Source organism: Flavobacterium sp. HSC-61S13, assembly GCF_024171535.1.
Classification (GTDB): Bacteria; Bacteroidota; Bacteroidia; order Flavobacteriales; family Flavobacteriaceae; genus Flavobacterium.
The window spans coordinates 37,003-60,322 of sequence record NZ_JALJZV010000010.1; the positions used below are offsets into that span (position 1 = coordinate 37,003).

Genomic DNA, 23,320 nt, shown 5'->3' on the forward strand with positions numbered 1-23,320 from the left:
TTTATAAAAAAGACCTCTAGAGGTATAGAAACTAAACCAATAGAGATCATTAAAAATTATTTATTTGACTATTTCTCTACATTGCGAATTAGCACGACTTGCCCACCTTCTTTGTTGGTGTTTACTCCTGCTTTATCTGCGTTGGAGAATGCGGCATTTTGCCAAGTATGTGAGTGAATATTCACTGAAAAAGTATTTGGAATACCAATTAAATCGGATACATCTTCCATAGCACCAAACTCCCATGAACCGAATTTATTGAGATTACCCGATTGGTTATACTTTTCATTCCAAGCTACATCACCTCTATTGTGTTTCATGTTCAACCAAGGCTTATACGTACCGTCGGATATTTTGTATTGCCAGATATACGAATCGTGTTTGGCATCAGCATAATAAGAATCTCCGTCTTCTTGTATGTAAACATAGTTTTCAGTAACACATAGATTGTCGGGATTGATTAGGTTGTTTCCAGGATTACTATCTCCTTCTGCCGCTAGAGACAGCTTACCGCTTAACATATTCGACTTATCTAGAACCAATTTATAAACGCGACCCCACATGGTATATCCACTAACTGGATTACCTCCACTAGCCTGACCGGTTGCTGTAAAATAAATTTCATTTCCTTTATTAGCACCTTTTCTATAATCCACATCCTCAACACGAGAGAAACGAATCACTCCCAATTCCATGTTTTTTTGATTGATTTGAGAACCTGTTAGGTTTTTAGCATCCGGAATCTCAACAAACTCTACATCATATTGATTTCCTTTGGTGATATCCATTTCAGTATATCCACCAGACTTGCGTTTTAGCGCATATAATTTTCCGTTTTGTAAATCGCCTCTGCTACCTACATACATTAACAACTGACCAGCACTTTGATGATTGGATGCATATCCTTGATCTTCTCCTATTAAAATCAACGTTTTACCATTGGAAACATCAACCGGTAATGGAACAGCATTCTCCATACTCGCTTTACCCAAAGCTGGTAAAACGCGGTCCGTATTGGATTTTAAACCAGTGGATCCAAGTGGATCAATAGCATGTACCATACTTTCTTCTCCCGATTCGCCTGCAGTTAAAAAAACAGGCCCAAAACCATGTATCTCTGGCTTGGCTAAAGTAGCCGAACACAACCTTGTTATTCCTCCAATTCCATCTACGATATACTCTCCTCGAACGGGTTTAAACGATTTGTCGAAATACACCCGAGAAACCGATTGAGTGATTTCGTGATTGGTAATCATCATAAATCCTTCACCACTCGGATCTTTCATAAATCCAGCACCATCAGGTTGACCGGCAAATACAAAATCAGGTGAATCTTTTAATTTATCTTCACTGGAAATCAGAGAAAAGATTTCGAGATTAGAAAAACCTGGCATCGCAAATACAAAAGCCGGCGTTATCGAATGGTTCTGTAATACCACCGGATTTTTGCCCGGTTCCGGTACCACGATACCCGGTTCGATTGGCTTTAGCAAAGTGGTGTCGTCGTTACAACTGATTACCGCAGTAGAAACTATGAGTCCCATAACCCATAAAGATAATTTGTAGTTCATTTTCATTTGTGTAATTTATTTTTAACAAACTTAGGTGTCTTAAATCACAACAACTTTAACTCACTGTTACAAAACCTTTAAGTACTCTTGGCATATATTAAGAAAACGATCTTGTTTAGACTGGTTATGCGGGAATAGGGAATCAGAGCTTAACCAGAGTGGTTAAGCCGTTTTGGAAATGAACAAAAAACGCAGGATTTCCTCCTGCGTTAACCTACTATCAGGCTGCAAATGCGCGAATCATGTCCATCTATAAATTAAAGAATTATTAGAGATTACTTGCTTTTTTCGTCGTAACTCATCATCCAATTGATGTTAAACTTATCGGTCAACATACCGAAATAATCGCCCCAAAAAGTATTTTCTAAAGGCATGGTTACTTTCCCACCTTCAGCGAGTGCCTTAAAAATCTGATCAGCCTCTTCTTTAGTATCTGCGGATACGGAAACTGAAAAGTTATTCCCGTGAACAAAGCTCGGCGCCCAATCACCGCCACAATCACTACCCATCAAAATAGAGGTACCTATTGGCAATGATACATGCATGATTTTATTCTTATCTGAATCAGCGACCTTATAGTCATCGCTTGCCGGCATTTCTCCAAATCTACCGATATAATTAAATTCTCCTCCAAAAACGGACTTATAAAAGAGAAATGCCTCTTCACAATTTCCATCAAAGTTTAAATAAGTGTTTGTTGTTGCCATATAATTTTGTTTTATCGTGTTTACTATCTATTTTTCCGCTAATTCTTTAACGGTGTTTAAACCTTTAGGAAAAGCTTCTTTAAAATAATCAATATGATCAGCCGTTAAATCAATTTCAACCTGCAAAGTCGTTTTACCTCCTTGCTCAGTTAAAATATAATTTTCAAAAGATCCGGACCACTTTTCAGTTGCTTCATCTATCGGCAATTCTTTAAAATCTTTAAGCTCTCCCAAATGCTGGAAATACACACTTTGATTGGGCGTACAAAATATAACATCAGAAAACATTCCGCTACCAGTTGCCGATAAGAAATGAATTCGACTTGCCGGTTTTAACGCACCTGTATAGTACGATCCTTGGCAAAAAGCTCCTGTCCAAGCTCTATAGGTTTGATCGTTAAAGAGCACCTGCCATACCTTTTCTGCAGTCGCATTGATTTCAATTGTAAAAGTTTGTTTGCGGATACCATATACAAAGTTTTTTAAAATCGCCATATAACCATCCCAACCCTTTTGATAGTTTTCCGGTTCAAATCCCGGTCCTGCATCTGCAAAATTTTCCAAACCCTGATGTTGTAAACTTACCTTGGTCGCATCTCCAAGATCTTCTAAGGTCCAAGTCAACAGGCTCTCTCCCTTACTATGGCTGGGATGTGTCCAAGTATGCGAAAATTTCTGATTGGGCTCAATGCCCTTTATAATACATTGATGATGATATTGCCTCGCCTCTCCAGGCTCATAGAAATTAAAGGTTTCTCCAAGTTCTAATTTAAAATCAGCGATATCAAAATACCATTCCCTCATTTGATCTCGATCGGTTAATGCTTGCCATATTACTGATGTCGGTGCTTTAATGATCATCTCTGATGTTACCATAACTTTTATCGTGTTTTAAATCGTGTTTTTACTCTTTATAAAAATCATTGCAACCGCTGTTGTCACTACTCCCATAATAAAAGCGCCAATGGCTCCTTGCTTGGAATAGTTTTGAAAATTAAACTGCGCTTCTGCTAAGGCCGTCGTTTGATAATATCCCAGTTCTACCGATCGCTTAATTACGTTAGGGAAATATTCCGGTGTAATTACATAGGATGTGATCCACTGAGCAACAGGACTTAAGACCGCTATAAAAAGCGATACTATTACTCCAGAAATCAAGCCTTGTTTATAAGTTATCTGTCCGTGATAAAATTTATTTTTTTTGTCTTTAAGCGCTAAAACCATGACCCAAATGGCAGGAATCGCAAAAAGATTAGTCAAGTAGAGGTGGTAATCTATATAAACACTGTGCAAACCACAAATTTTCTCCAATACCATCCACACCAAACCCATTATAGTAAAAATCAAAGCCCATTTGATTTCGATTGCAATTCTTTTCATACTTCTTTATCTAAATGTTATTCCACATGGTATCTCGGTATTTAAAGCCTCTTCTATGACCAGTTCATCACAGATTCTCTAGAATGACAACGCAATTAGTCAATCCCAAATTGTGTTAGATGATGATCTAAGTGTTTGTAAAACATATTGTTCCATTCTACGGCTTTTAGTCGTCCAAAAGAATGTGACTGTTTTCCTTCGAAATAGTTTTCTCCCAATTCTTGAGTTTTGATGATATAGTTAATTAACCGCTGCTTTTCAATATAAAAATCCTTAGTCTCCTTGATGATAAACTCAGGAGCAGTAGGTCCGTTTTTTTTATAAGGTTTTTCACTGACAACAGCCTGTTTTACAAACCACGTTAACAACAATTTCTTAAAAGTGCCGGGTTTTGGAAAACCGTCTTCATAAACCAATTCATAACTCACGTTACAATGGGATAACATCTGTGCAACGTTCATGGTTCCCCATAAGGGCTTAGTGTCATTTTCCAAGCGGTTAATTCGATGGATTACCTCATCGGTAACCTCCTTATTAAATATATTTTTCATTTTATGAATGGAGTACCATTGATTGTTTAAAAATTAATAATTGATTCCTATAAAAGAAATGGAGCATACTCCTAATTAACGGTATATTTTGCTGCTAAAAAACCCAAGGTTTCACGTATTAATAACTCGAGTTGATCTGTATCGATATCGGCTAACTTATTGATGTAAATACAGGCTTTTCCCCTTTTAAATTTTCCGAGTTTTTCAAGTAAGTGTTGATGCTCTTCCAATCCCGTAAAGACATATAGTGAAATTGCCGCTTTGCGTGGGGAAAAACCGACCAGTGGAGCTTCCCCCTCATGCCCACTATCATACTTATAGTGATAGCTCCCAAAACCAATAATCGTTGGGCCCCACATTTTGGGTTCAAAGCCCGTTATCTGTTGCATCAATTTGATCAATTGCAAACTATCCTCTCGCCTTTGTGCTGTGTCAGTAAACGAATTGACAAAACTTTCGACGTTGATATCCGTTACTACCGTTTTATTCTTGGCCATCTTTATAGTTTATTTTATACTTGTCGTTTAATCCCCCACCTTTTAGAATCATCGGTATGATTTTTTCTATTCGCGACAGTTTCGTTTTTTCTAACTTGGCTTCTTCTATGTATGAGCTGTACTCTCTTTGCTTAGCCAGACTTAGCGTATCAAATGCCAGGCGTAAGGATACCTCTTTATCTAAAACATCCTCCAGCAACGCTGATTGCGATGCCTGCTGAACTACAGTTTTGATTTTAAGTCCCTTTTCTTCGATTTCTATGGCCTCCTTAATATATTCCCTAATCTTAATCGCATCCATTTCGTCGATTTGGATCATGCGCCATTGTCGCAATGACTTGGTTTTGCCTTCTTGGGCGTTGATCAATACCCCATATGGATCTTGAAGAAAAACGCCGTTGTAAAACCACAGGGCAAAATATTTTTTAAACCCGCCATAACTGACTACATTTCGACCTTGATAGGTAAAAACTTCTGAGCCCCATTTAATCGTTTTAACTAATGGAGCATTGTCAAGAATCTTCGAAATACGATTCAACTCTTCGGTCCATTGCGAATTACTTTCCATATTTAATACGCTCTGTTTATAGCTGTTTGTTCTCGAACTCTTCGAGAGCGATAAAATAGTATTACTAATACGATTTCATCTCCTGTAAAATAAAGATAATGTACTTAACAACACAAGTGTTTGTCAAATTATTAATTATAAATTATTTTTGATAAACATAGTACAACGACAAAGACTTTAGTTTGATTACATTAAAATTTTAAATTGACTATATTTGTATAAACCCCCACGATCAAAAGACATTTAATGACGAAGCTAGGAAATTTAAAAACATATATATTGACCAATACCGATGTCACGGAGGAACAGTATAAAGAATTAGAACCGCTGACTTATTCACTTCGCGTAAAAAAAGGCAGTGTTTTACTCGAACAAGAGCAGGTATGCCACAGATCATTTTTTGTATGCAAAGGATTGCTGCGTTCGTATACCGTTGACGAAATGGGAAAAGAACACATCATTCAATTTGCTTCTGAAAACTGGTGGATCGCTGATCGAAGTAGTTTTTATTTTGACGAACCCTCACAATTATTTATCGATGCCATCGAAGATACTGAAGTGGTATATATCGAAAAAGCGTTCCTATCAAAATTGGAAGAAATATCGAAAAACTACAGCCGTTTTAACACCCTAGCTTTACAGAAAAATATCCGACAGATGCAGAAGAGAATTAATTATCTACTCAGTGCCACTGCTGAACAAAAATATTTAGACTTTATTGAATCTCATCGTTTACTCACTTTGCGTTTGCCCTTACACATGATTGCGTCTTACCTCGGTATTACTCCCGAAAGCCTAAGTAGAGTAAGAAAACAACTGGCGCTTAAAAATTTCAATAACTAAGTCTATTTCTAATCTCGTGGAATCCCAATTGTTTCTTTGGTAGTCCTCTTACGAAAACAAAACCATCTATTTTTTCTTTTCCTTCCATCGTGTAAATAATATACGATGAATATCACTGTTTCTAAACCGGTATTTCTTACCATAGATCAAGTGTTTTGGCTTGTATAGTCACTAATTTTACTGTACTAAAAAACAACAACATGGAATATACTGTCATACACAACAAAACAGACAAGCGCTTTGAAATTCACTTAGATGGAAAAGTGGCCTTTGAACAATACGAATTGTTTGAAGGAGGCATTGCTTATACCCATACTGAAGTACCCGATGAATTGGCAGGAAAAGGCCTTGCCGCCTATATTGCCAAATACGTACTGGATTATGCACAAGAACATCAACTTAAGGTCAAACCCTACTGCCCTTATATCAACGCTTACATCAACAAACATCCGGAATATCAAAGCAATTCTTTATTTCACAACAAAAAAACGATTATGAAAACTAAAAAAATAGAAGCTGTATTAGCACCACCTCCAGCACATATGGTTGGAGATGGATTTAGAGTACATAACTTTATTCCTTATGGACGAGGAATGAGTATGGAGCGTATGAGTCCGTTTATCATGATGGACTACAATTCTAAATATTATTTTCCACCAACTAACGAATTAAGAGGAGTTGGCGTACATCCGCATCGAGGTTTTGAAACCGTGACTATTGCCTACAAAGGAAAAGTCGCTCACCACGACAGTTCGGGAAATAGCGGTGTTATTGGAGAAGGAGATGTACAATGGATGACTGCAGCATCGGGTATTTTACATAAAGAATACCACGAACAACAATTTAGTAAAGAGGGTGGTGATTTTCAGATGGTACAACTTTGGGTCAATCTACCTGCAAAGGATAAGATGTCCAAACCAAAATACCAAGGGATCTTAAATAGTGAAATATCAAAACACCAATTACCAAATAACGACGGTATTATTGAGGTTATTGCAGGAGAATACAACGGAACCGTCGGAGCCGCTTCTACGTTCACTAGCGTGCATTTATTTAATGCAAAACTGAAAAAAGATGCCTCAGCGACATTTAGTTTTCCAGCACATTTCAACACAGCGCTCTTAGTCATAGAAGGCAGTATCCGAGTAAATGATTCGGAAAATGTGATGCAGGATAATTTTCTTTTGTTCGCCAACGAAGGTGAAGAATTTGTTGTAAAAGCCTCTGAAGATGCCATCGTATTAATCTTAAGTGGAGAACCTATTGACGAACCTATAGTATCTCATGGTCCCTTTGTAATGAATACACAGGAAGAAATCATTCAAGCCTTTAACGATGTCAATATGGGTAAATTCGGTTTCCTAGAATAAATAAACAAAGCTTAATAAGCTGTTTGAGTTTTACTAAAATATAGCCACTATGCTACAAAACAGGTAGTTTAGTGGCTATTTGCATTCGTTATTGCCATCGAAATGAAGGCTTTAGTATTAAAACCCTTAACAACTTACTAATAATACCACAGCTCGATTAATAAAATAAAAGGCTAACTTCTATGTATTTTACTAAAAAATTTATAATTTAGAGGCTTAAATCCTTTTTTTATGAAAAACCACTTATTATTATTCGTTTCAGTTTTAGCCTTATTCATTACATCTTGTTCGACTATGAAAAACACTAAAAAATCAGCCGATCTTTATGACGCCACTTGGGAACTAGAATATATTTCTGGTCCACGTATTGCATTTGAGGGGTTATTTCCCGACAAAAAACCGGTAATCAAGTTTGACAAAGATTCAAACAGAATTTCTGGAAATTCAGGTTGTAACGGTTACAGTACTTCTTACACCTTAAAAGATCAATCCCTTACTTTTGGAGAACATGGAATAAGCACCATGATGCACTGTGAAGGTGGTGGAGAGCAAACATTTTTAAAAACCATTATACAAATAGACTCTTATTCTATTGATCAGGATGGTAAACTAAATTTAAAAATGAAAGACATCCCAATGATGAGATTTAAAAAAGTAGACAAATAAGAACTACAACTTAATTATTGCATAAAAAATTTCTAGGTTACCTCCACAGTGAGGTAACCTTTTTTATTGATTTCAACTATAGATTCGCGACTAATATGAGCAGTTGAAGGATCTTATATCATTTCAACTTTAGCCTTTGCTATTGTGAATTAAAATTCGTTAATTGTATGTTTTATAAGTTATTAATCTTTAATTTCTTTATTGCTCGACCATACCTTTTAACGGAATATAACTTGTAAATGATTAAACATGATTAAAAAAATTGATTGGGTACGAGTGGGTACTTTGGTTTTCACGCTATTATTTATCGGTAGTGCGGTGTTTTTTGAAATATTTGAATTGGGAACGCTTCCAACGCAAGTTTTTGGTGCTTTACTCGGAGTGGTTATCACTGCTATTATTACGGTTTTACTTTTACAGGGACAGACCAAAAGTGAGGAAAAACGTGAAATTCATCTTCGGGTTTTTGAAAAAAAACAGGAGGTCTACTTCGACTTTCTTTCCAAATTCAACCATATTCTACAAGATCAGGATTTTAGAATTCATCTCGACACCAAAAAAACAACTACGCCCGGCTCCATTAATCTGCAGGACTTCGTATTCGAATTCGGATACCTTCAGATGCACACTTCTGTAGATGTATTCGATAAAATCCTCGAACATACCGCTCGCCTACTAGAAGCAAACAAACATTTACAAAATCAATCCAATGACGATACACCGGCTTTTAAACAATATTATGCCATCTTAACCGAAGAATACTTTTCCATTATCGCACTGCTCAAAACAGAACTCTATCCTGAAAAAGACAAAGAAATTGATTTCAATAAAATCAATACCATACTACAACATTCTATGGAGAAAGGAATCGCAAGTGCTGCGAGAAAAAAAGCGCACATTACAACAACTAATGACGCGCTCATACCTTAATAAATTCGCTACTAAGCACTATGAGCTCTAGTACTATGGTATCAAAAACTTTTTGTGACGCATTACTGTTTATCTTTGCTGCTATAAGTTAAAACACATACCTTAAAATCTTGGCAACATGAGTTCAAAAAACTATATTATCTACGGCGTAAGCAAAGGCTTGGGTAAGGCTATTGTACAACAACTACCCAAGTCAACCGATAAGGTGTATGGGATTTCCAGAAGTAAACCCAGTTACATAGAAACGCAGCCTAATCTCCATTGGATCGCTGCGGACTTAGCGCGCCCTACCGAGGCTATCTCTATCATTAAAAACACTATAAATGAAGATTCCATTGATATATTGATTTACAATGTAGGAATCTGGGAACACAATGCCTTTGATGAAGAATATCGATTTGCAGACAACAGTGCCTTAGAAATCACTGCAATGATCAACACCAACATTACCTCTTGTATACTTGCGATACAAGCTTTACTCGATAACCTAAAAAGATCGCCTAACGCTAAAATTATCCTAATTGGCTCAACATGGGGGTTGGACAATCACCAAGGAAAAGAGGTTACTTTTTCTGCATCTAAATTTGCATTAAGAGGAATTACTCATGCCTTAAGGGAAAATCTTAGAGCAGACCACATTGGCGTTAGTGTATTAAACCTGGGATATTTAGCCACTGAATTTGAAGATATAACCGATGTCGATTTGATTATTAAAGCAACACAAGGGCAATTGATACCCATTCCAGATGTTTTAAATGCCATTCGCTTTATAATTTCCACATCCATTGCGACTTGTGTCAAGGAAATCAATATGCCTGCGATGCGTGATCTCAACGTCTAACCCTTCAGTTAAAAAAAGAGGCCCTTCCAATATAAAACTGGAAAGGCCTCTAACATATAACAAAGCACTATTTTTTTTATTTCTCTATAATAATAAAGTCTGATCTACGGTTAGCAAAATGTTCTTCTTCTGTACATTTTACGCCATTTTTACATTTGTTTCTCAAACGGGTTTCACCATATCCTATCGCACTTAAAATACGACTAGAATCGATTCCTTTCGAAATGATATACTGTTGCGTTGACTTGGCACGCGCATCAGACAAGCGCAAATTATAAGCATCCTTACCTCTAGAATCGGTATGCGATTCAATTTTGATTTTTAGATTCGGAAATTTAGTCATCGCATAAATCACGCGATCTAATTCAATACTTCCTTGGGGTGTAATATCAGCCTTATCAAAATCAAAGAAGATTGGATTGATGTCAATTTTTTCTTGTTTGTCTTCAATTTTAATCAAGTCAGCATAGTTGACCAAAGCAAAATTAATATTCGGTGTTTCCTTACCGTGTTTGGCTGTTAAAGGTACCATTTGTTGTTCCGTCGAATGATTGGCTTTTGATGCTTCGATACGAACTTTTGAACCACATGGCACCGTTATGGCATATTTACCTTGAGCATCGCTTTGAACCGTTCCGATATAATCATCAAATTCATCATAAGCTTTAATTATAGCTCCTTCAAGCGGTAAACCGCTTTTAGCTGTAGTAACCACACCACTAATAATCTCTAGACAAACATCAGGAGCCTTAGTAAAACTGTAAATATCATCATCACCTTGTCCACCTATACGATTAGACGAAAAGTAACCATAGGCTAATTTTGAATCCATAATAAATCCAAAATCATCGGCATTGGAATTGATTGGAGAACCTAAATTTTTAGCTGTTCCAAAATTCAATTTTCCAAGATCCATAGCCATGTAGATATCTAGACCACCAAAGCCATAATGCCCTTCTGATGCAAAAAACAAACGATCCCCTACAAAAAATGGAAACATATCACGACCAACCGTATTGATATTGGCTCCTAAATTTACTGGATTTTGAACATCACCGTCTGCTTTGATTTCCGCAACATAGATATCCGTTTCTCCATAACCTCCAGGCATATCAGATACGAAAAACAGCCATTTACCATCCGGACTAACAGCAGGATGTCCAACTGAATAGTCAATATTATTGATCGCTATTTTTTGTGTCTTTACGATTTTACCGTTTTCAACACTGCCTTTAATAATCTGCAAATTGGTAAATCCCTTATTGTCTTTTAAGGGTTTATGCTTTGCATTGGTTGTATTAGTCGTATAGTAAATCGTTTTATAATCCGGACTAAAAGCTACTGTTGCTTCGTGAAAAGCAGAGCGTATCTCTGGGAAAACATGCTGTTCACGAAATAATGAACCGTCTGCAGCATTGCGATCAGCAGCATATAACGACAAAAACGGTTGTTGATTCCACGAATACAATTTAGAATTTACTTGGGTCGTATCTTTAGAAGATGCATAGATCACCTTATCCGCATAAAAAGCCGCTCCAAAATCCGATTTACTCGAATTGATCGCTAGGTTTTTTATGGTGTATAGGGATGCCGTTTTTGAAAGACTGTCATTATACTTACGCTGTGCGTTAAATGCATCAATTTGTTTTGATTGTCCCTTCTGACGCAAATGAATTTTCACTAATTCGTCTGCCTTAGCGTAGTTTTCTGTTCCGCGTAAACTTTGTTGGTATCTCAAAAATTCAACTTCAGACAGTTGTTCCCCTTTTAGGGCATACAGTCTTTCGTACCATTTCAAGGCATGTTTGCTGTCTTGAACATAAAAGTTAGCATCAGCAGCATTTTTTAACAAAGCAGCTGTTGGCTCGGAATGGTTTTCGAGATGGGTATTATACATCACGGCAGCCTCCTTATAACGCATTGCTTCAAAAAGCTCTTTAGCTTTATTCAAATTCTTATTTTGTGCCCACCCTAAAGTAGCAACCAAAACAAAAATTAAGGTATAAATTTTTCTCATATTATTTGTTTTTTAGAAGAATCTAGGCGATTTGGTTTTTACATATTTTTTACCCATTTGATATCTTAAAACCAATTCATGCGATCCCTTATTATACTTCTGGAAATCGGTTGTTGAATAATCATAAGAATAGCCCACCATCAATTGCGGTAGGATCTGAAAAGCCGCTAAAGCGCTTACAGAATCATCCCAACGGTAGGAAGCTCCTATAGTAAAGATCTCTTGAATCAATAAGTTAGCTGATAGATCCACTGTTAAAGGTGCTCCTTTTACAGCACGGGCTAAGAAAGCCGGTTTAAGTTTTAAACTCTGGCTTAAGTCAAACACATATCCCCCCATCAAATAATAATGGTATTCATTCGTTACCATGATCTCCTTGTCGTCTTGATAATGATCGGATTTCAAAAAATTCGGAACTGATCCACCAACATACCAATTGTCATCATAAAGCAAGAATCCCGCTCCTAAACGCGGAGAAAATTTACTATCTATGTTTTCTTGAAACTTGATATCCGTTTGATCATAATATTTTCCTTTACTCCAATCCGTACTCATCAAATGTGCACCGGCTTTTAAACCGAATGCCAATTTAGAGCTTACGCCTGTGGGAATACTGTAAGAAAAATTACCCTCAAAGTAGGTTTCTGTTGCCGGTCCGGCTTTATCGTTGATTACATTAAAACCCAATCCCAAACGTTCATTGCCCAAAGGACTATGTATCGACAGGGTTTGAGTACTTGGAGCACCATCCATTCCTACCCATTGCGAACGGTGCGATAGAATTCCTTCTAAAGCTCCCGTCGACCCCGTATATGCAGGGTTAATGGTCATCATGTTGTACATATATTGTGTATACTGCGGATCTTGTTGTGCAAAAGCAGTTGTGGTACCAATACAAGTTGCAACAAGGAGTAATTGCTGTAATTTATCTTTAATTTTCATCTTTTAAATATTTGTGTTTTTATAAAAGAGGGAAGTTTCCTTCCCTCTTAAAATTAGGGGGAATGTTATCGAATGATATACACCCAACCTTTTTTAACCACTCCATTTCCTAAATCCAAAACGTAGTAGTAAGTTCCATCTGAAAGATCTTTTCCTCCAAGTGTTCCACTGACATTTGATTTTCCATCCCAATTGTTTTTGTAGTTAGTTGTACTAAATACTAAACTTCCCAATCGGTTGTAAATTTCAATAGAGTTATTCTGGAAATACTCAATACAATCGATTCTAAAATAATCATTAGAACCATCTTGATTTGGAGAGAATTCGTTATAAATAGTTAAACAATGAGGTTCCACACTCGCTTCTGCTCTATTGTTAGCTGTATTCAAATCGGCAGGCTCCGAAGATAAAATACTTGCAATGTTTAGATAATCTCCTTCAAATTTCACTTTCGCAGTGATTTTTAAAGTCGCTTCTAAATTAGATAGCAAGCTTGGAATCATCCATTCACCTGTAGTCGATTTATAAATTCCCGAAGTAGCTTCATAAGAAACAAATTGATAGCCGTTTGGAAGTTGATCTGCAATAACGATATCAGTGAAATCACTTTTACCTTCATTTTTAACAGTAACCGTAAATACGACATTTTCATCTACAATTGGTCTCGCTTCGTTTACCGATTTACTAATTGCTAAATCCGAACAAATCATCACGTTAACAGCAGCCTCAAAAACACTTTCATTCGTACAACCGTTTAAGTCTGTATAGGTGATACGCAACGATTGTTTTCCTTGTTCATTCCACAAAATCGTAATCGAATCATCCGAAGTTGTTCCTCTTTGAACGATTGTTCCGCCTTTTACAGTCCATAAATAATTACTCATTCCTGCCGCAGTTGTATACGTAGCTGTTTCACCGAAACAAACTTCGAAATCACCGTCAAGCGTTGCAAAAGTTGCTGCGAAGAAACGTACAGTAACTTCTAAACGCGCTGAACTTTCACAAAGCGCTCCTTTAATTGCAGCATAGTAAGTCCCACCGTCTACCAAAGCCGTTTTTGCTGCCAATGGTGTACCAGCAGTTGCTGTAGCATACCAAATAACATTGCTTTCATTAACTTTTAAATCGGCAATTGTCGGTTTACTCGTCGCACAAAACTGCTGAACAGTTTGAGTTGTAGTTGGTGTAGCCTCGTCTTCAACAGTTACTGTGACAGCTAGACGAATCGTACTCTCACAACCGTTTGTAACTAAAGAACCATAATAAGTAACGCCATCTACCAAAGCTTGATCTTGTGGCAATACTTCACCACCTACTTCTTCAATATACCAGCTTACACCAGTTTGATTTGCTTTTAGATCTGCAACTGTAGGTTGCGTCACTTTACAAAATGTTTGTTTTGCATTTTCCGTTGTAGGAGTTGCAACATCTTGTACTTTAACATTCACTTTTAATCGAACACTGCTCTCACAGCCGTTTTGGATTAAAACACCATAATAAATACCTGTAATCAAAACATCCGATCCACTTAAAGCAGTTCCGCCAACGGCATCTAGATACCAGATCACATCACTTTCGTTAGTGTCGATATCTTGAACTTTTGGTTGACTCACTTTACAAAAAGTTTGTGAAGTGAATTTGGTTGTTGGGCTTGCAGCATCATTTAAAAGTACTGTAACTTCTAAACGAACAGAGCTCTCACAATTTACTCCTTGAATAGCTGCATAATACACCGTATTATTAAGCAAATCCGTATTTGATGGCAAAAGGGTTCCGCCAACAGCTTTGTTATACCAAACTACATTTTTTTCTATAGTCTGTAAATCGCCAACTTTAGGTTGATTAACGATACAAAATTTCTGAACCATTTGAGATGTTGTAGGAGTAGCTTCGTCGTTAATCATCACGTCGATAGCTAAACGAACAGAACTTTGACATCCCGCAACTTCTAAAGCTCCAAAATAGGTTGTTCCACTTACCAATAAAGTAGTCCCTGCTAATGGTGTACCTCCTTTTGGAGTCGTATACCAAATAACATTGGATTCTACCGTTTTTAGATTCGCAATAGTAGGTTTGTTTACTTTACAAAACGATTGAGCTACTTGAGTTGTGGTTGGTGTTGCCGCGTCATTTATGGTAACAGCAACTTTCAAACGACTACTACTTTCACATCCATTTTGAACAAGAGCTCCATAATAGGTCCCCGTAACCAATAAAGTTTGTGGTGCTATAGCTGTTCCTCCTTGTGGAAGTGTATACCATTTTACGCCCACTTCGTTGGTTTGAATATCGCTTACTTTAGGTTGATTAACCTTACAAAATGATTGTTGTGTAGAAGTAGTTGTTGGTACAGCCGCATCCTTCAACAAAACTTTAATCGCTAAACGCGTTGTGCTTTCACAACCATTTACCGATAGCACTCCATAATAGGTCATCTCTGATGCTAAAGGCGTGGTTTGAGGTAATAAGCTACCTCCTACTGCCGCAGTATACCAAAGTACATTGGTTTCATTGGTTTTTAAATCGGCAACTGTTGGTGCAGCCAAACTACAAAATGTTTGAACCGTTTGAGTCGTGCTTGGACTTACTGTATCATGTATGGTCACAGTAACCGCTAAACGAGTTGAGCTTTCACATCCGTTAAGTGTATCGACTGCATAATAAGTATTTCCTGAAACTAAAGCCGTTGTAGCATTCAATGCAACACCGCCTTGAGGCGCTAAATACCATTTGATGTTTGTTGCAGTAGCATTTAAATCACTTACTTTTGGAAGACTTAACTTACAAAATTCTTGTTTTTTCTGTGTAGTCGTCGGAACAGCAACATCAGAAACCGTTACCGTAACCGCCAAGCGCACAGATGATTCACAAGATGTTCCTCCTCCTAATACTCCATAATACGTTTTTTGATCTTCCAAAAGAGTTTGGTCTGACAAAAGCGTACCGCCAACTAAAGTGGTATACCATTTAACACCAATTTGCTTGGTAACAATATCAGAAACCTTAGGTTGATCTACTTTACAGAAACTTTGGTTAGCATTACCCGTAGCCAATTCGCCATCGGCTAAGTTAACGGTTACTTTTAAACGAACAGCACTTTCACAATTTCCAACTTTAGAAGACGCGTAGTAAACACCATCTATAAGTGCTGTGGTTGGATCTAAAGCTGTACCTCCTTTTTCTGAACTATACCATTGTACATTAGTACCGTTTGCTTGCAAATCAGCAACCTTTGGTGCAGCTGTAATACAGAATGCCTGAGTTGTATTTGTTGTTGTTGGCGTCGAAGCATTATTTAATGTAAGTACTACTTCCTTTAAATCACCATCATTGTTTTGACAAACCGTCGTATTTGAGGCTGCAACAAAATAGGTATAGGTACCCGCAGTCAATCCTGAAATCGAAAGTTTCCCTTGTGCATTAATGCTGTATGTAATTCCATTCACTACAGCTCCATCTAAAATGGGTTTTAGTTTCGCATTGGTGAAATACCAATTGTATGTTGGATTAGCCATGGTTACCGTTGGTACTACTTCAATAGCATCCGTCAAACAGAAAGTCGTATTGGATACTGTAATTCCAGTAGCCGTACTGTTTTCTCGAACCTTAAACTCAATCTTTTTACGATCAGCAGCACTGGTTTCACAATATCCATCAGCGGTTAAAGCCAAATAATATGTATGAGTACCTACGGCCAAATTGTTTAGCACTAGTGTTGCAGTGGTAGCATTAGAAACCAATTCAACAGTCCCGTTATTGTTGTGATACCATACATATCCCACATTATCATAGCCCGTAGCTACTGTAGCTTGTAAGGTAACAGTTCCCTTTTCTGTACAAAGATCCAAATCTTGACCTCCGTTTAAACTAACATTTAGTACCGCATTAGCAGGAACTCCTTCTTTTACTACTGCTATAACTTGAGTACGGTCATAATTCTCACATCCGTAGCGAACCGCTTGAATGTAGAATTTATAAGTACCCGGTGCCATATCTGCAGGAATAGTGTAACTATTACCGGTCTGGATAACTTTTCCGCCGGTTTCTTGATCATACCATTTATAGGTGGTACACACATCGTTAATATCAAAAGAAATGGTTTCTCCTTGACAGGCTTCGATACGATTAGAAGGATCACTACCAATAATTTTGGTATTGGCCGTTCTCGTAATTTGATGTACACGTAAGAAGTCTAAAACGTTTGCTACACCTCCTAAACGGATGCGAACGCGATCATAAATCCCATCTTGCGGAGCAATCAAAATCCGAGAGGTTCCATTGCTTAACAGTCTTAAATCCAATAAAGAATAATCGGTATAGATCGGTTGCCCAACTTTGGTTTTACCTAAAAAACGTTGGATTTCCATTCCTTTAATCAAGCCTAAAGATAAAAGTGCATTGGGCTTAGAAATATCAATACGCAAACTATCACCAACTTGTGACGGGCTGTGAAAAACAGCGGTCAATTCCGTTGCAGCTAGCACGTTGACACCAGCAAACATTGTAGCATACGTATTCGGATTGCGATCTGCAATATTCCATGGATCAGAAACCCCAACTGTTGCGGTTAAAGCACCGATTCCCAAGTCTACTACACCACTTAAAACATCTTGAATATCTTCACCTGTACAAGCAACCTGAGTTGCAGTAGCTTCGTGATATGCTCCATATAATCGTGCATTCTGAGCCACACTTAACAAAGCGCCCATAGAAACGCGAATACCATCATAAGCTTTTACCCCACTTAACGTTGACGGTACAAAAGTATATTCAAAAGTATTCTGTCCCGGAAGCAGCGTTAAAAGTGCTCCATCTACCGCTTTAATCGTTCCGATATCTATAGGATCACCAAGACTATTTTTCTTAGTACCCACAACTGAAATAGCGCCAGCCAAAGCTAATCCGCTATATTCACTTCCCAATTTGATCGTAACTGGTGTTCCTGCAGGAATCGTATGATCCCATTGCAAGTTCTGCCATGTAGTACCAATTCCCAATAATCCCAAACCTGTCGTAATCGTGGAATAGGTTTTAGAATTGCCATCTACGGCATTTCCTTTATTTGATACACCACCAGTAATTATAGAACCCACACTGGTTTTCGTAGCATATACGCGTTTTACCAAAGGAGGACATGTTGCTGGGTCAATCACGTTGATATATACCGTGTGACTGCTTTCGCATTGTCCATCATTTGCTATAGCCGTAAATGAATACGATCCTGCTTCAGTAAAAGGCCCAACCTTAAGATTAGTCACTTCCACACCTTGCTGATCATACCATTTAACAACACTGTTTGAAGTAGCTTTTAGTTCAATACTCTCACCGATATTTAATGCGCTATTTGGGGTAGTCACAATTAAAGTTGGTAAAGCCAATACGGTAACATCTACAGTCACGCGATCGTTTGGACAAAAACCATTTCCGCTTATTCCACGGATTTGATAAACTCCAGAAGTAGTTAATTTTTTTGCTCCATTTCCGTCAACCACAGCTCCATTTTGATCAAAGAACTCGTAAGAGTTCAACGGGTCGAAATTGGGAATGGCTTTTGTTAAATCAACGGTTCCACAGCCTTGCAAAGATAATTGCGATTGAAAAGAAGTAAATTCTACATCATATATTTTCGTGGTTTTTGCTAAATTCAAATCCAAAAATGATCGCAGTACAATGCGTACAGCATCAAAATTAGTATTTGGATGAAAGGGAATACGCGCTTTTTTATTGCTGCTTAAAAGCCCCAATAAATCCAGACTTAAAAAGTCTTTATTAACCGGTTTCTCAAAAACAACGACTCCGTTACTCAAAGCTTGAATTCGGATCGCATCTGAAGCAAGTCCCAACTGCAAAAGTGCAGGATTGCCCACTTGCATCACTACGTGAAATTGTTTTTCAGCTCCCATTGGAGTTTCCAATTGAATCGTCTGACTAATCTCTCCTGCAACTGCAAGTAGACCCAAACTGATTTCTGAAAAACTATCGGCATCTTTATCTATGGCCTTATAGGCATTAGTAACTCCTCCACGAGCTAATCCTAAAGCATCAAGAGTCAATAATCCGCCATTGGCATCGTAGTATGTCAGCAACTCCTGATTACAAACATCTGAACCTGAAGTAGTAAACACACTGTAAACCTTAGTGTGATTCAAAGTACCGAGCAGTAAAGCGCTAGTACGATCAATAACCGACAACTTATTGTAAGACTGATCCGGTTTTAAAGCGAGCATATAATGGCCAAATTGGTTTTGAACCATACGTGCTCGAGAAGAAAAACTATTGTTTTTCTGACTGTTTACCTTTAGAATCTCTTTAGATCCGCTAGACGCAATCACTTCAAAACTGTGGTTCCCCAGAACCACAGTTCCCAAAATATCAGCCAATACACCACCTAAACCTCCGCCTAGAATGGCATTTAAAACATCTGGATTAAACCCCATACGAATGTAGGAAGTTTGATTGGCAGGTATTGCGGTATCGAATGCTAAATCCAAATTCCCGCTATAACTACCTATTCCTAAGGCAAGTCCGCCATAAGAATTAACCTTTGCGAACGAATCGCTTTTGTCTAATGCGTTAGACGCATCGTCAAGATGTTTTCCCGTTACTTTATTCGGAAAAACATGACTCACCTGTGCATACCCTGTCAGGGGCAGCAACATACTAATTCCCACTGCAACTATTAGGTTTCTAATAGTCGCGGCGAGAGTCTTCTTTTTGCTCATACCTATTTATTTAGTTTACTAATCTTAATCGACTTCGGTTTCCCAACACCTAAGACGATCGTTCTCTTTATTACATAATATATATGTCCATTTTATTTATAACAACGATACCCCCACCTCTTACAGAAATGAGGTAATCACTTATTTGTAACACATCTTGTACTCTAAAGATTGTTTCACAACGAATACTTCATCCATTGCAAAAACACTCCTAAATAACGACAGAAGAGTTATATTCACTTTGTAGGTTTTTATTAAATTATAAATACTCGATTCGTTAGTAAGGAGGTCTTAAAATTTAATATAAAATCGCATATTGAGTACTTTCTCAAAAGCAGACCAAATATAGTATAAAATGAGAAATAAAATAGAATTATATTAATTTTATATAAAAAATCACATAAATAATGCAGATAACAAGATTACATAATAGATAAAGTAGTGTTTTACTAGTATAGTCTATCAATAAAACAGCCCAAAAACAAGCAATTTGCTATATATGCCTCAATTAAATTTTAAAAAAATCAATCATTATAAGGATTACATATACTTAACGCACAAATTGTCATTTCGACTTCAAATATCCCAATTAAAGAAAATTCTTGACACTGAGGAGTGCTGATTAGCAATAATCCTAGATAAATTCGAAATAACATTTACATGTAGCTTGATATAAAAACAAGACATCAATCTTTATCTTCTAATAAAGAATACAAAATCATTCACAAATTGTACTATAAAAAACACAGAAAATGGCTTTTAAATAATTCTGATAGGAGAAAATTATCATATCTTTAAATGTTTGAAAGCTGCTGGGTACATTAAACGCAATCGCATACCTAAAATGGAATCCAACCTTACAACAATTATTCCAATCAATTAACAACAGCACTACGACATTTGTTGGAAAGCAAACAATTTCCATTCTAAAATATCGCATGCTCACAGTATAAAAATAAAATCAGCAAATGGAAATCAGCGCTATCAGTAAAAAAGAGATTAAAACCGGTGAAGAAATACAAGTTTCAGATATCCGCGAGGGAATTTTTAATTTAATAAAAGTCGATTTCCCGGCTATTCAAAAAGATCACTATATCAGCTTAATGGAACTCAATCAGTATCGCCGCCTTTACTTGACCTCACTGATCACTCAAGAGAAGGGTGAACTCGCCATGATCGATATCGATGTGATGACTGCCATACAAAACAATGCTATATTATCTGAAAACATCCAAGATGAAATCGAAACAGAGTTGACAATCGGTCAAAAACTTGCCGATCACGTTGCTGCCTTTGGAGGTAGTTGGACTTTTATCATTACCTTTTTTTTGTTTATTTTAGTTTGGATGCTGATCAACATTTGGTTTTTAGCGACCAAACCCTTTGACCCCTTTCCGTTCATACTCCTTAATTTAATTTTATCTTGTTTGGCTGCTATCCAAGCCCCCATTATCATGATGAGTCAAAACAGACAAGAACAGAAAGACCGAATCCGCGGAGAACACGACTATAAAATCAACCTCAAAGCAGAATTGGAAATTAAACTCCTAAGCGAAAAAATAGACCATTTACTCGTGCATCAAAATAAAAAATTGTTGGAGATCCAAGAAATACAAACCGATTATCTCGAAGATTTAATGAAGGAAGTAAAAGAATTGAAAAACATAAAGTAGCATTCACCGATTTCTTAGAAGCCTTTATCTACAAACCCCACAACTATTCCCTTTTACAGAACAATGTTTACAATATTTGCAGTTTTTACAAGCCTTACAACTTGATGATCCCGTACAAGTTGCAGCACTAGAATTGTAATAAAAGCTGCCAGCTACGGATAAAGTCACTACGGATAAACTTACTAATAAATAATTTTTCATGTAATTCATCATACAATTGGATGTAAGCTACAAAGTAATGAAAAACCATCAAGGTAAACATGAGGGATACCGCAGTTCGACAGTTCAAGACTTGTTCCTACGATGCGGAGATTTACAATTTCATATGTAAAAGCGGATAGTTCCTTCCTTGATCATCAGTTTCTGATCGATCAACTACCTGAAATCCCATCTTTTTATAAAAACCAACAGCTTGGGTGTTTTGCTCGTTGACATCAACGCGATCCACGTCCAATACTTCGACTGCATAATCCAATAAACTACGCCCCAAACCAATTCCAAAATAATCAGAATCAATAAACAGCATTTCTAATTTATGGTCGTGGATAGCCATAAAACCGCTAATTTTTTCTTGCTGAATCAAGCAATAGACCTCTAAAGTTGTAAAGTCAAATTCCCTCAAAAAAGTTTTGATTTCCTGAAAATCTTGAGGAGTCAAAAAGTCATGAGTAGCCAAAACGGCTCGCTCCCAAACTGCGAGAATTTGAGGTTTGTAATTATCCTGATATTTTTCAATTTCAAAATTCACCTTTGTCATAATATAGTGGATGAAGTGTTTCTATAAAATTATAAAATAATCTTTACATATTAAATCCCATTTAAAACTTCCAAGCTACAATTCTACTAATTTTATTTCCTTGCTCCATTTCGATAATTTGCATTTCTGTAGCGCCTACTTTGTGCAATAATCGCTGTATGGATTTTAAGTGATTTTGATCGGAAACCAAAGTGGTAAACCATTTTACTTGAGCACCGAAACGTCTACTCTCATATATATAGTTCGTAATAAAAGTTAACTCGCCACCTTCACACCAAAGCTCATTGCTCTGACCACCAAAATTAGGTGTTGGTGCAACAACGGATTTCTTTCCGAGGTTTTTAACTTTGCGCGCACTTTGTTTGGCCGCGTCTTCCTGAGATTTAAAAAATGGTGGATTACAAATTACCGCTGTAAACTGCTCTTGCTCTCCAATAATATTTTCCAATATATTTCGAGAACTCGGTTGTAAACGCAAACTTACCATCGTTTTCAAATGCGGATTATTACTGACAATATTCTCAGCGGAAGCCAAGGATTCTTTATTAATGTCCGATGCCACAAATCGCCAACCGTATTCAGCAACACCAATTATCGGATAAATCGCATTTGCCCCCACGCCTAAGTCCAATATTTTTATCGAATTTCCAGTCGGTACTACCCCCGCATTATAGGTAGCCAGTAAATCGGCTATATAATGAATATAATCAGCCCTACCCGGTATAGGCGGACATAAATTGTCCTGAGGTAATTCCCAATAGGTCAATTTGTAATCAGTCATCAATAACGCCTTATTGAGCAATACCACTGCTTCGGGTTTTGAAAAATCAATCGTGTCTACTCCCGAAGGATTTTTAATTATATAAGGTACTAATTCAGGAACGGCCGCTTTCAAACGGTCGAAATCATATAGTTTATTGTGTTTATTTCTCGGGTGTAATTTCTTTTTATTGGGGCTACTAGCTTTCATCTCCTTGTTTTTTACAAAATTAGAGTATTTGAACGGAATTCATAGGTTTATTTCACCAATTAGCCTTTTTAATAGGTTTTGAGAGTTAAGATGATTTTTAAACTAAAAACTTTAATCCACTATTCACGGCAGTAAAAGTGTTTACCTGCTTCCCACTACTATAAGTTACGATTAAATGTTCTAAACACCAAATCTACACACCCATTAATCAACAATGCTACGTCTATAATTTTTGATCGGTATATAGCTATACCACCACAATAATCAACAGTTAAAAAGCCGTAGAATTTACTATCAAAACATCGAAATAGGTCA

Annotated in this window: 18 protein-coding genes and 1 pseudogene; 7 read left to right on the forward strand and 12 right to left on the reverse strand. The window is 37.0% G+C overall.

The window, feature by feature from the left end:
• Positions 1-68: 68 nt before the first annotated feature.
• The 7 genes from L1275_RS10660 to L1275_RS10690 form a co-directional block, all read right to left on the reverse strand.
• Positions 69-1,577 carry a hypothetical protein gene (locus tag L1275_RS10660; RefSeq protein WP_253472680.1) on the reverse strand — a complete coding sequence of 503 codons (1,509 nt, stop codon included), beginning with the start codon at positions 1,575-1,577 and terminating at the stop codon, positions 69-71.
• A 269-nt stretch (positions 1,578-1,846) separates the two neighbouring features.
• The gene (locus L1275_RS10665) at positions 1,847-2,278 is read right to left on the reverse strand and encodes a VOC family protein (RefSeq protein WP_253472683.1); all 432 of its coding nucleotides are present in this window, start codon (positions 2,276-2,278) and stop codon (positions 1,847-1,849) included.
• A 27-nt stretch (positions 2,279-2,305) separates the two neighbouring features.
• On the reverse strand, positions 2,306-3,154 hold the full coding sequence (locus L1275_RS10670; RefSeq protein WP_253472686.1) for an SRPBCC domain-containing protein: 849 nt from the start codon (positions 3,152-3,154) through the stop codon (positions 2,306-2,308).
• Between the two features lie 15 nt (positions 3,155-3,169).
• Positions 3,170-3,658 (reverse strand): DUF4199 domain-containing protein, encoded by a 489-nt coding sequence (locus L1275_RS10675; RefSeq protein ID WP_253472689.1) that lies wholly within the window; start codon positions 3,656-3,658, stop codon positions 3,170-3,172.
• A gap of 95 nt (positions 3,659-3,753) precedes the next feature.
• Positions 3,754-4,209 carry a DUF1569 domain-containing protein gene (locus tag L1275_RS10680; RefSeq protein WP_253472692.1) on the reverse strand — a complete coding sequence of 152 codons (456 nt, stop codon included), beginning with the start codon at positions 4,207-4,209 and terminating at the stop codon, positions 3,754-3,756.
• A 71-nt stretch (positions 4,210-4,280) separates the two neighbouring features.
• Positions 4,281-4,706 (reverse strand): DUF1801 domain-containing protein, encoded by a 426-nt coding sequence (locus L1275_RS10685; protein ID WP_253472695.1) that lies wholly within the window; start codon positions 4,704-4,706, stop codon positions 4,281-4,283.
• Entirely contained in the window at positions 4,693-5,274 is a 582-nt protein-coding gene (locus tag L1275_RS10690; protein WP_253472698.1) for a YdeI family protein, read from the reverse strand. Before L1275_RS10690 ends, L1275_RS10685 begins: the two co-directional genes overlap by 14 nt.
• A 246-nt stretch (positions 5,275-5,520) precedes the next feature.
• On the opposite strand from L1275_RS10690, the gene L1275_RS10695 reads away from it, so the two are divergent.
• From L1275_RS10695 to L1275_RS10720, 6 genes and pseudogenes are all read left to right on the forward strand, one after another.
• Positions 5,521-6,117, forward strand: coding sequence for a Crp/Fnr family transcriptional regulator (locus L1275_RS10695; RefSeq protein ID WP_253472701.1), 597 nt, complete (start codon positions 5,521-5,523; stop codon positions 6,115-6,117).
• 200 nt (positions 6,118-6,317) lie between these two features.
• A pseudogene (locus L1275_RS10700) lies at positions 6,318-6,566 on the forward strand (GNAT family N-acetyltransferase); the annotation flags it as partial.
• 45 nt (positions 6,567-6,611) lie between these two features.
• On the forward strand, positions 6,612-7,487 hold the full coding sequence (locus L1275_RS10705; protein ID WP_253472936.1) for a pirin family protein: 876 nt from the start codon (positions 6,612-6,614) through the stop codon (positions 7,485-7,487).
• Between the two features lie 231 nt (positions 7,488-7,718).
• Positions 7,719-8,153 carry an META domain-containing protein gene (locus L1275_RS10710; RefSeq protein ID WP_253472703.1) on the forward strand — a complete coding sequence of 145 codons (435 nt, stop codon included), beginning with the start codon at positions 7,719-7,721 and terminating at the stop codon, positions 8,151-8,153.
• A 249-nt stretch (positions 8,154-8,402) separates the two neighbouring features.
• Positions 8,403-9,083, forward strand: coding sequence for a hypothetical protein (locus tag L1275_RS10715; RefSeq protein ID WP_253472706.1), 681 nt, complete (start codon positions 8,403-8,405; stop codon positions 9,081-9,083).
• Between the two features lie 118 nt (positions 9,084-9,201).
• Entirely contained in the window at positions 9,202-9,924 is a 723-nt protein-coding gene (locus L1275_RS10720) for an SDR family oxidoreductase (protein WP_253472709.1), read from the forward strand.
• Positions 9,925-10,000: 76 nt separating this feature from the next.
• Here the strand turns inward: L1275_RS10720 and L1275_RS10725 are convergent, their stop codons facing one another.
• The 3 genes from L1275_RS10725 to L1275_RS10735 all read right to left on the reverse strand — a co-directional run bounded on the left by L1275_RS10725 (position 10,001) and on the right by L1275_RS10735 (position 19,605).
• Positions 10,001-11,941: an OmpA family protein gene (locus L1275_RS10725; RefSeq protein ID WP_253472712.1), complete on the reverse strand. Its 1,941-nt coding sequence runs from the start codon at positions 11,939-11,941 to the stop codon at positions 10,001-10,003.
• A 12-nt stretch (positions 11,942-11,953) separates the two neighbouring features.
• The gene (locus tag L1275_RS10730) at positions 11,954-12,883 is read right to left on the reverse strand and encodes a type IX secretion system membrane protein PorP/SprF (RefSeq protein WP_253472715.1); all 930 of its coding nucleotides are present in this window, start codon (positions 12,881-12,883) and stop codon (positions 11,954-11,956) included.
• 65 nt (positions 12,884-12,948) lie between these two features.
• Positions 12,949-19,605, reverse strand: coding sequence for a gliding motility-associated C-terminal domain-containing protein (locus L1275_RS10735; RefSeq protein WP_253472718.1), 6,657 nt, complete (start codon positions 19,603-19,605; stop codon positions 12,949-12,951).
• Between the two features lie 968 nt (positions 19,606-20,573).
• Between L1275_RS10735 and L1275_RS10740 the strand changes: the two genes are divergently transcribed.
• Complete coding sequence (locus tag L1275_RS10740; protein ID WP_253472721.1) at positions 20,574-21,278, forward strand: DUF1003 domain-containing protein; 705 nt, start codon at positions 20,574-20,576, stop codon at positions 21,276-21,278.
• Positions 21,279-21,591: 313 nt separating this feature from the next.
• On the opposite strand, the gene L1275_RS10745 is transcribed toward L1275_RS10740, so the two are convergent.
• Positions 21,592-22,035, reverse strand: coding sequence for an acetyltransferase (locus L1275_RS10745; protein ID WP_253472724.1), 444 nt, complete (start codon positions 22,033-22,035; stop codon positions 21,592-21,594).
• A gap of 61 nt (positions 22,036-22,096) precedes the next feature.
• A complete protein-coding gene (rlmF, locus tag L1275_RS10750; RefSeq protein WP_253472741.1) occupies positions 22,097-23,005 on the reverse strand; it encodes a 23S rRNA (adenine(1618)-N(6))-methyltransferase RlmF in 909 nt (302 codons plus the stop codon).
• Positions 23,006-23,320: the final 315 nt, after the last annotated feature.

What these genes read in the sequence shown, in the direction of transcription:
- L1275_RS10660 (WP_253472680.1), bottom strand. Translation starts at nt 1,577, where the DNA reads ATGAAAATGAACTACAAATTATCTTTATGGGTTATGGGACTCATAGTT.
- L1275_RS10665 (WP_253472683.1), bottom strand. Translation starts at nt 2,278, where the DNA reads ATGGCAACAACAAACACTTATTTAAACTTTGATGGAAATTGTGAAGAG.
- L1275_RS10670 (WP_253472686.1), bottom strand. Translation starts at nt 3,154, where the DNA reads ATGGTAACATCAGAGATGATCATTAAAGCACCGACATCAGTAATATGG.
- L1275_RS10675 (WP_253472689.1), bottom strand. Translation starts at nt 3,658, where the DNA reads ATGAAAAGAATTGCAATCGAAATCAAATGGGCTTTGATTTTTACTATA.
- L1275_RS10680 (WP_253472692.1), bottom strand. Translation starts at nt 4,209, where the DNA reads ATGAAAAATATATTTAATAAGGAGGTTACCGATGAGGTAATCCATCGA.
- L1275_RS10685 (WP_253472695.1), bottom strand. Translation starts at nt 4,706, where the DNA reads ATGGCCAAGAATAAAACGGTAGTAACGGATATCAACGTCGAAAGTTTT.
- L1275_RS10690 (WP_253472698.1), bottom strand. Translation starts at nt 5,274, where the DNA reads ATGGAAAGTAATTCGCAATGGACCGAAGAGTTGAATCGTATTTCGAAG.
- L1275_RS10695 (WP_253472701.1), top strand. Translation starts at nt 5,521, where the DNA reads ATGACGAAGCTAGGAAATTTAAAAACATATATATTGACCAATACCGAT.
- L1275_RS10705 (WP_253472936.1), top strand. Translation starts at nt 6,612, where the DNA reads ATGAAAACTAAAAAAATAGAAGCTGTATTAGCACCACCTCCAGCACAT.
- L1275_RS10710 (WP_253472703.1), top strand. Translation starts at nt 7,719, where the DNA reads ATGAAAAACCACTTATTATTATTCGTTTCAGTTTTAGCCTTATTCATT.
- L1275_RS10715 (WP_253472706.1), top strand. Translation starts at nt 8,403, where the DNA reads ATGATTAAAAAAATTGATTGGGTACGAGTGGGTACTTTGGTTTTCACG.
- L1275_RS10720 (WP_253472709.1), top strand. Translation starts at nt 9,202, where the DNA reads ATGAGTTCAAAAAACTATATTATCTACGGCGTAAGCAAAGGCTTGGGT.
- L1275_RS10725 (WP_253472712.1), bottom strand. Translation starts at nt 11,941, where the DNA reads ATGAGAAAAATTTATACCTTAATTTTTGTTTTGGTTGCTACTTTAGGG.
- L1275_RS10730 (WP_253472715.1), bottom strand. Translation starts at nt 12,883, where the DNA reads ATGAAAATTAAAGATAAATTACAGCAATTACTCCTTGTTGCAACTTGT.
- L1275_RS10735 (WP_253472718.1), bottom strand. Translation starts at nt 19,605, where the DNA reads ATGAGCAAAAAGAAGACTCTCGCCGCGACTATTAGAAACCTAATAGTT.
- L1275_RS10740 (WP_253472721.1), top strand. Translation starts at nt 20,574, where the DNA reads ATGGAAATCAGCGCTATCAGTAAAAAAGAGATTAAAACCGGTGAAGAA.
- L1275_RS10745 (WP_253472724.1), bottom strand. Translation starts at nt 22,035, where the DNA reads ATGACAAAGGTGAATTTTGAAATTGAAAAATATCAGGATAATTACAAA.
- rlmF (WP_253472741.1), bottom strand. Translation starts at nt 23,005, where the DNA reads ATGAAAGCTAGTAGCCCCAATAAAAAGAAATTACACCCGAGAAATAAA.